This window comes from Escherichia sp. KTE114, from assembly GCF_000407765.1.
Lineage (GTDB): Bacteria > Pseudomonadota > Gammaproteobacteria > Enterobacterales > Enterobacteriaceae > Escherichia > Escherichia ruysiae.
On sequence record NZ_KE136626.1, the window covers coordinates 1,237,878 to 1,244,781 of the forward strand.

Annotated in this window: 5 protein-coding genes, 1 rRNA gene and 2 pseudogenes; 5 read left to right on the forward strand and 3 right to left on the reverse strand. The window is 51.2% G+C overall.

What is annotated here, in order from left to right; all coding sequences use genetic code 11:
* Position 1: 1 nt before the first annotated feature.
* The 4 genes from rbsC (at position 2) to rbsR (ending at position 3,933) form a co-directional block, all read left to right on the forward strand.
* Entirely contained in the window at positions 2-967 is a 966-nt protein-coding gene (gene rbsC / locus WC5_RS14830) for a ribose ABC transporter permease (RefSeq protein ID WP_000211858.1), read from the forward strand.
* A 24-nt stretch (positions 968-991) separates the two neighbouring features.
* Positions 992-1,882: a ribose ABC transporter substrate-binding protein RbsB gene (rbsB, locus tag WC5_RS14825; protein ID WP_001056273.1), complete on the forward strand. Its 891-nt coding sequence runs from the start codon at positions 992-994 to the stop codon at positions 1,880-1,882.
* 125 nt (positions 1,883-2,007) lie between these two features.
* Positions 2,008-2,937: a ribokinase gene (gene rbsK / locus WC5_RS14820; protein ID WP_016231527.1), complete on the forward strand. Its 930-nt coding sequence runs from the start codon at positions 2,008-2,010 to the stop codon at positions 2,935-2,937.
* 3 nt (positions 2,938-2,940) lie between these two features.
* Positions 2,941-3,933 carry a ribose operon transcriptional repressor RbsR gene (rbsR, locus tag WC5_RS14815; RefSeq protein ID WP_000224459.1) on the forward strand — a complete coding sequence of 331 codons (993 nt, stop codon included), beginning with the start codon at positions 2,941-2,943 and terminating at the stop codon, positions 3,931-3,933.
* On the opposite strand, the pseudogene WC5_RS25860 reads toward rbsR, so the two are convergent.
* The 3 genes and pseudogenes from WC5_RS25860 to WC5_RS14810 form a co-directional block, all read right to left on the reverse strand.
* A pseudogene (locus WC5_RS25860) lies at positions 3,899-4,018 on the reverse strand (hypothetical protein); the annotation flags it as partial. The gene rbsR and the pseudogene WC5_RS25860 sit on opposite strands and share 35 nt — an antisense overlap.
* A gap of 4 nt (positions 4,019-4,022) precedes the next feature.
* Positions 4,023-4,151, reverse strand: a pseudogene (locus WC5_RS25865) (hypothetical protein); the annotation flags it as partial.
* A gap of 27 nt (positions 4,152-4,178) precedes the next feature.
* Positions 4,179-4,871: a FadR/GntR family transcriptional regulator gene (locus WC5_RS14810; RefSeq protein WP_001131157.1), complete on the reverse strand. Its 693-nt coding sequence runs from the start codon at positions 4,869-4,871 to the stop codon at positions 4,179-4,181.
* 477 nt (positions 4,872-5,348) lie between these two features.
* On the opposite strand from WC5_RS14810, the gene WC5_RS14805 reads away from it, so the two are divergent.
* Positions 5,349-6,890, forward strand: a 16S ribosomal RNA gene (locus WC5_RS14805).
* The last annotated feature ends 14 nt before the right edge of the window (positions 6,891-6,904 follow it).

Below are 6,904 nucleotides of genomic sequence, written 5' to 3' on the forward strand. Positions count from 1 at the left end.
AATGACAACCCAGACTGTCTCTGGTCGCCGTTATTTCACGAAAGCGTGGCTGATGGAGCAGAAATCGCTTATCGCTCTGCTGGTGCTGATCGCGATTGTCTCGACGTTAAGCCCGAACTTTTTCACCATCAATAATTTATTCAATATTCTCCAGCAAACCTCGGTGAACGCCATTATGGCGGTTGGGATGACGCTGGTTATCCTGACGTCGGGCATCGACCTTTCCGTCGGTTCTCTGTTGGCGCTGACCGGCGCAGTTGCTGCATCTATCGTCGGCATTGAAGTCAATGCGCTGGTGGCTGTCGCAGCCGCTCTCGCCTTAGGTGCCGCAATTGGTGCGGTAACCGGGGTAATTGTGGCGAAAGGTCGCGTCCAGGCGTTCATCGCTACGCTGGTTATGATGCTTTTACTGCGCGGCGTGACCATGGTTTACACCAACGGTAGCCCGGTGAATACCGGATTTACTGAGAACGCAGATCTGTTCGGCTGGTTTGGTATTGGTCGTCCGCTGGGTGTTCCGACGCCTGTCTGGATCATGGGGATTGTCTTCCTCGCGGCCTGGTACATGCTGCATCACACGCGTCTGGGACGTTACATCTACGCGCTGGGTGGTAACGAAGCGGCAACGCGCCTTTCTGGTATCAACGTCAATAAAATCAAAATCATCGTCTATTCTCTTTGTGGTCTGCTGGCATCGCTGGCCGGGATCATTGAAGTGGCGCGCCTCTCATCCGCACAACCCACGGCGGGTACTGGCTATGAGCTGGATGCTATTGCTGCGGTGGTTCTGGGCGGTACGAGCCTGGCGGGCGGAAAAGGTCGCATTGTTGGGACGTTGATCGGCGCATTAATTCTTGGCTTCCTTAATAATGGGTTGAATTTGTTAGGTGTTTCCTCCTATTACCAGATGATCGTCAAAGCGGTGGTGATTTTGCTGGCGGTGCTGGTAGACAACAAAAAGCAGTAATAACGACTACAGGACATCTTGAATATGAACATGAAAAAACTGGCTACCCTGGTTTCTGCTGTTGCGTTAAGCGCCACCGTCAGTGCGAATGCGATGGCAAAAGACACCATTGCGCTGGTGGTTTCCACGCTCAATAACCCGTTCTTTGTTTCGCTGAAAGATGGTGCGCAGAAAGAGGCGGATAAACTCGGTTATAACCTGGTGGTGCTGGACTCCCAGAACAACCCGGCGAAAGAGCTGGCGAACGTGCAGGACTTAACCGTTCGCGGCACCAAAATTCTGCTGATTAACCCGACGGACTCCGACGCAGTAGGTAATGCCGTGAAGATGGCTAACCAGGCGAACATTCCGGTTATCACTCTTGACCGCCAGGCAACGAAAGGTGAAGTGGTGAGCCACATTGCTTCAGATAACGTACTGGGAGGCAAAATTGCGGGTGATTACATCGCGAAGAAAGCTGGCGAAGGTGCAAAAGTTATCGAACTGCAAGGCATTGCCGGTACATCCGCTGCTCGTGAACGTGGTGAAGGTTTCCAGCAGGCCGTTGCAGCTCACAAGTTTAACGTTCTCGCCAGCCAGCCGGCAGACTTCGATCGCACCAAAGGTTTGAACGTCATGCAGAACCTGCTGACCGCTCACCCGGATGTGCAGGCTGTGTTCGCGCAGAATGATGAAATGGCGCTGGGCGCGCTGCGCGCACTGCAAACTGCCGGTAAATCGGATGTGATGGTCGTCGGATTTGACGGTACACCGGATGGCGAAAAAGCGGTGAATGATGGCAAACTAGCAGCGACTATCGCTCAGCTACCCGATCAGATTGGCGCTAAAGGCGTCGAAACCGCCGATAAAGTGCTGAAAGGCGAGAAAGTTCAGGCTAAGTATCCGGTTGATCTGAAACTGGTTGTTAAGCAGTAGTTTTAATCAGGTTGTATGACCTGATGGTGACATAAATACGTCATCGACAGATGAACGTGTAATATAAAGAAAAGCAGGGCACGCGCCACCCTAACACGGTGGCGCATTTTATGGACATCCCGAATATGCAAAACGCAGGCAGCCTCGTTGTTCTTGGCAGCATTAATGCTGACCACATTCTTAATCTTCAATCTTTTCCTACTCCAGGCGAAACCGTAACCGGTAACCACTATCAAGTCGCATTCGGCGGTAAAGGCGCGAATCAGGCGGTGGCTGCTGGGCGTAGCGGTGCGAATATCGCGTTTATTGCCTGCACGGGGGATGACAGTATTGGTGAGAGTGTTCGCCAGCAGCTCGCCACTGATAACATCGATATTTCTCCGGTCAGCGTGATCAACGGCGAATCAACAGGCGTGGCGCTGATTTTTGTTAATGGCGAAGGTGAGAATGTCATTGGTATTCATGCCGGCGCTAACGCTGCCCTTTCCCCGGCGCTGGTGGAAGCGCAACGTGAGCGTATTGCCAACGCGTCAGCATTATTAATGCAGTTGGAATCACCACTCGAAAGTGTGATGGCAGCGGCGAAAATCGCCCATCAAAATAAGACTATCGTTGCGCTTAACCCGGCTCCGGCTCGCGAACTTCCTGACGAACTGCTGGCGCTGGTGGACATTATTACGCCAAACGAAACGGAAGCAGAAAAGCTCACCGGTATTCGTGTTGCAAATGATGAAGATGCGGCGAAAGCTGCGCAGGTACTGCATGAGAAAGGTATCCGTACCGTGCTGATTACCTTAGGGAGTCGTGGCGTGTGGGCTAGCGTGAATGGTGAAGGTCAGCGCGTTCCTGGATTCCGGGTTCAGGCTGTCGATACCATTGCTGCCGGAGATACTTTTAACGGCGCGTTAATCACGGCGTTGCTGGAAGAAAAACCATTGCCTGAGGCGATTCGTTTTGCCCATGCTGCCGCTGCGATTGCCGTAACGCGCAAAGGCGCACAACCGTCAGTACCGTGGCGTGAAGAGATCGAAGCATTTTTAGACAGGCAGAGGTGACGCTTGGCCACAATGAAAGATGTTGCCCGCCTGGCGGGCGTTTCTACCTCAACAGTTTCTCACGTTATCAATAAAGATCGCTTCGTCAGTGAAGCGATTACCGCCAAAGTTGAAGCGGCGATTAAAGAACTCAATTACGCGCCATCAGCCCTGGCGCGTAGCCTCAAGCTCAATCAAACACATACCATTGGCATGTTGATCACTGCCAGTACCAATCCTTTCTATTCTGAACTGGTGCGTGGCGTTGAACGTAGTTGTTTCGAGCGCGGTTATAGTCTTGTTCTGTGTAATACCGAAGGCGATGAGCAGCGAATGAATCGCAATCTGGAAACGCTGATGCAAAAGCGTGTCGATGGTTTGCTATTACTCTGTACTGAAACACACCAGCCTTCGCGTGAAATAATGCAACGTTATCCAACAATCCCTACAGTGATGATGGACTGGGCGCCGTTCGATGGCGACAGCGATCTTATTCAGGATAACTCGTTGCTGGGCGGTGATTTAGCGACGCAATATCTAATCGACAAAGGTTATACCCGAATTGCCTGTATTACCGGCCCGTTGGATAAAACGCCTGCACGTTTGCGGCTGGAAGGTTATCGGGCGGCAATGAAGCGTGCTGGCCTTGACGTTCCTGATGGTTATGAAGTCACTGGCGATTTTGAATTTAACGGCGGGTTTGACGCGATGCAGCAGTTGTTATCGCATCCGCTACGCCCACAGGCAGTGTTTACTGGAAATGACGCTATGGCAGTCGGCGTTTATCAGGCGCTATATCAGGCTGGGTTATATGTCCCGCAGGATATCGCGGTGATTGGCTATGACGATATTGAACTGGCAAGCTTTATGACGCCACCGCTTACTACAATTCATCAACCAAAAGATGAACTGGGGGAGCTGGCGATTGATGTACTCATCCACCGGATGGCACAGCCAAATCTACAGCAACAACGACTACAACTTACGCCGATTCTGATGGAGCGCGGCTCGGCTTAGATTTGCGCTTTCTTTTAATCAAATTATTACCATCAGTTGCTTTCAGAAGCATGAACACTGCTACTGAAGCAACAGTAATAATTCCCCTGAATAAGCATTGCCACCGTCAGCGTATGACTGATGATGGCAGTAGTTGCGGATAAGGTGGTATTCAGGATGGTGAGATTTAGTGTCTGTATAAAGATGACCCTTGCCGCAATGCACGGCAAACCCGCCATACTGTATTCAGCGCCCCGTTTGTTATGTTACTTATCAGGGGAGCGTAGCAGCGCCTGACAAGCTTTAAATGCAGCGTCGCCATCGCTTTGGATTATTGCATCGACAATAGCCTGGTGTAGATCCAGCTTTATCACGGTGTCGCTGGTTATTGACGTAAAGTAAGTGTGATAAACCGAATGAAATAGAGAAGCGAAAGATGTCAAAAATGGATTGGCGCTCATTTCATAAATATGTTCATGCCAGGCCATATCGACCTCAATCCAACGCTCCCGGCGGAAATGCTCTTTTAACGCCACCATTTCGGCCATTAATGTATTGAGATGCGCCTTCTGTTCTGCGGTGCCTACCGTTGCTGCCAATAAGCAGGCTTGCGGCTCCAGACAGATACGCATAACCAGAAAATGATCAATAACTTGATGAAAGTTCTCTTCAGTCATCCACCAGGTGAGCAACTCTTGATCAAGAAAATTCCAGTTGGATTGTGGCATGACACGCGTACCAATTCGTGGTCGTGGCAAAACCATTCCTTTTGCCGTTAGCGTCTTGACCGCTTCGCGTACCGCAGTACGGCTCACTCCAAATTGCTCACCCAGCTCAATTTCACCAGGCAGAATGGTGCCAGGTGCGTATTCACCTTTTAAGATCCGTTGCGCCAGCTTCTCAGCCAGGACATACGAAAGGTTTTTCTGTGCAGCTAACTGTTGTGCGCTTAATGGCATACTCATCTTCCTTATTCTTTTTTTCCTCCTTAGTATGCCACCTGGAAGTGTGATTGCGGTTGCAAAAACGGCAAATTGCTTGTTTTATGGCACACCAACAGGTGTTTTGATGAAAAAACGCGCATTCGGAAAATTATTTTAAATTTCCTCTTGTCAGCTCAGAATAACTCCCTATAATGCGCCACCACTGACACGGAACAACGGCAGACAAGCCGCCGGGTCAGCGGGATTCTCCTGAGAATTCCGGCAGAGAAAAGCAAAAAAATGCTTGACTCTGTAGCGGGAAAGCGTATTATGCACACCCCGCGCCGCTGAGAAAAAGCGAAGCGGCACTGCTCTTTAACAATTTATCAGACAATCTGTGTGGGCACTCGAAGATACGGATTCTTAACGTCCTCGGACGATAAATGAATACCAAGTCTCAAGAGTGAACACGTAATTCATTACGAAGTTTAATTCTTTGAGCATCAAACTTTTAAATTGAAGAGTTTGATCATGGCTCAGATTGAACGCTGGCGGCAGGCCTAACACATGCAAGTCGAACGGTAACAGGGATCAGCTTGCTGATTCGCTGACGAGTGGCGGACGGGTGAGTAATGTCTGGGAAACTGCCCGATGGAGGGGGATAACTATTGGAAACGGTAGCTAATACCGCATAACGTCGCAAGACCAAAGAGGGGGACCTTCGGGCCTCTTGCCATCGGATGTGCCCAGATGGGATTAGCTAGTAGGTGGGGTAACGGCTCACCTAGGCGACGATCCCTAGCTGGTCTGAGAGGATGACCAGCCACACTGGAACTGAGACACGGTCCAGACTCCTACGGGAGGCAGCAGTGGGGAATATTGCACAATGGGCGCAAGCCTGATGCAGCCATGCCGCGTGTATGAAGAAGGCCTTCGGGTTGTAAAGTACTTTCAGCGGGGAGGAAGGGAGTAAAGTTAATACCTTTGCTCATTGACGTTACCCGCAGAAGAAGCACCGGCTAACTCCGTGCCAGCAGCCGCGGTAATACGGAGGGTGCAAGCGTTAATCGGAATTACTGGGCGTAAAGCGCACGCAGGCGGTCTGTTAAGTCAGATGTGAAATCCCCGGGCTCAACCTGGGAACTGCATCTGATACTGGCAGGCTTGAGTCTCGTAGAGGGGGGTAGAATTCCAGGTGTAGCGGTGAAATGCGTAGAGATCTGGAGGAATACCGGTGGCGAAGGCGGCCCCCTGGACGAAGACTGACGCTCAGGTGCGAAAGCGTGGGGAGCAAACAGGATTAGATACCCTGGTAGTCCACGCCGTAAACGATGTCGACTTGGAGGTTGTGCCCTTGAGGCGTGGCTTCCGGAGCTAACGCGTTAAGTCGACCGCCTGGGGAGTACGGCCGCAAGGTTAAAACTCAAATGAATTGACGGGGGCCCGCACAAGCGGTGGAGCATGTGGTTTAATTCGATGCAACGCGAAGAACCTTACCTGGTCTTGACATCCACGGAACTTTTCAGAGATGAGAATGTGCCTTCGGGAACCGTGAGACAGGTGCTGCATGGCTGTCGTCAGCTCGTGTTGTGAAATGTTGGGTTAAGTCCCGCAACGAGCGCAACCCTTATCCTTTGTTGCCAGCGGTCCGGCCGGGAACTCAAAGGAGACTGCCAGTGATAAACTGGAGGAAGGTGGGGATGACGTCAAGTCATCATGGCCCTTACGACCAGGGCTACACACGTGCTACAATGGCGCATACAAAGAGAAGCGACCTCGCGAGAGCAAGCGGACCTCATAAAGTGCGTCGTAGTCCGGATTGGAGTCTGCAACTCGACTCCATGAAGTCGGAATCGCTAGTAATCGTGGATCAGAATGCCACGGTGAATACGTTCCCGGGCCTTGTACACACCGCCCGTCACACCATGGGAGTGGGTTGCAAAAGAAGTAGGTAGCTTAACCTTCGGGAGGGCGCTTACCACTTTGTGATTCATGACTGGGGTGAAGTCGTAACAAGGTAACCGTAGGGGAACCTGCGGTTGGATCACCTCCTTACCTTAAAGAAGCGT

Coding starts and splice junctions, on each gene's coding strand:
- rbsC (WP_000211858.1), top strand. CDS start 2: ATGACAACCCAGACTGTCTCTGGTCGCCGTTATTTCACGAAAGCGTGG.
- rbsB (WP_001056273.1), top strand. CDS start 992: ATGAACATGAAAAAACTGGCTACCCTGGTTTCTGCTGTTGCGTTAAGC.
- rbsK (WP_016231527.1), top strand. CDS start 2,008: ATGCAAAACGCAGGCAGCCTCGTTGTTCTTGGCAGCATTAATGCTGAC.
- WC5_RS14810 (WP_001131157.1), bottom strand. CDS start 4,871: ATGCCATTAAGCGCACAACAGTTAGCTGCACAGAAAAACCTTTCGTAT.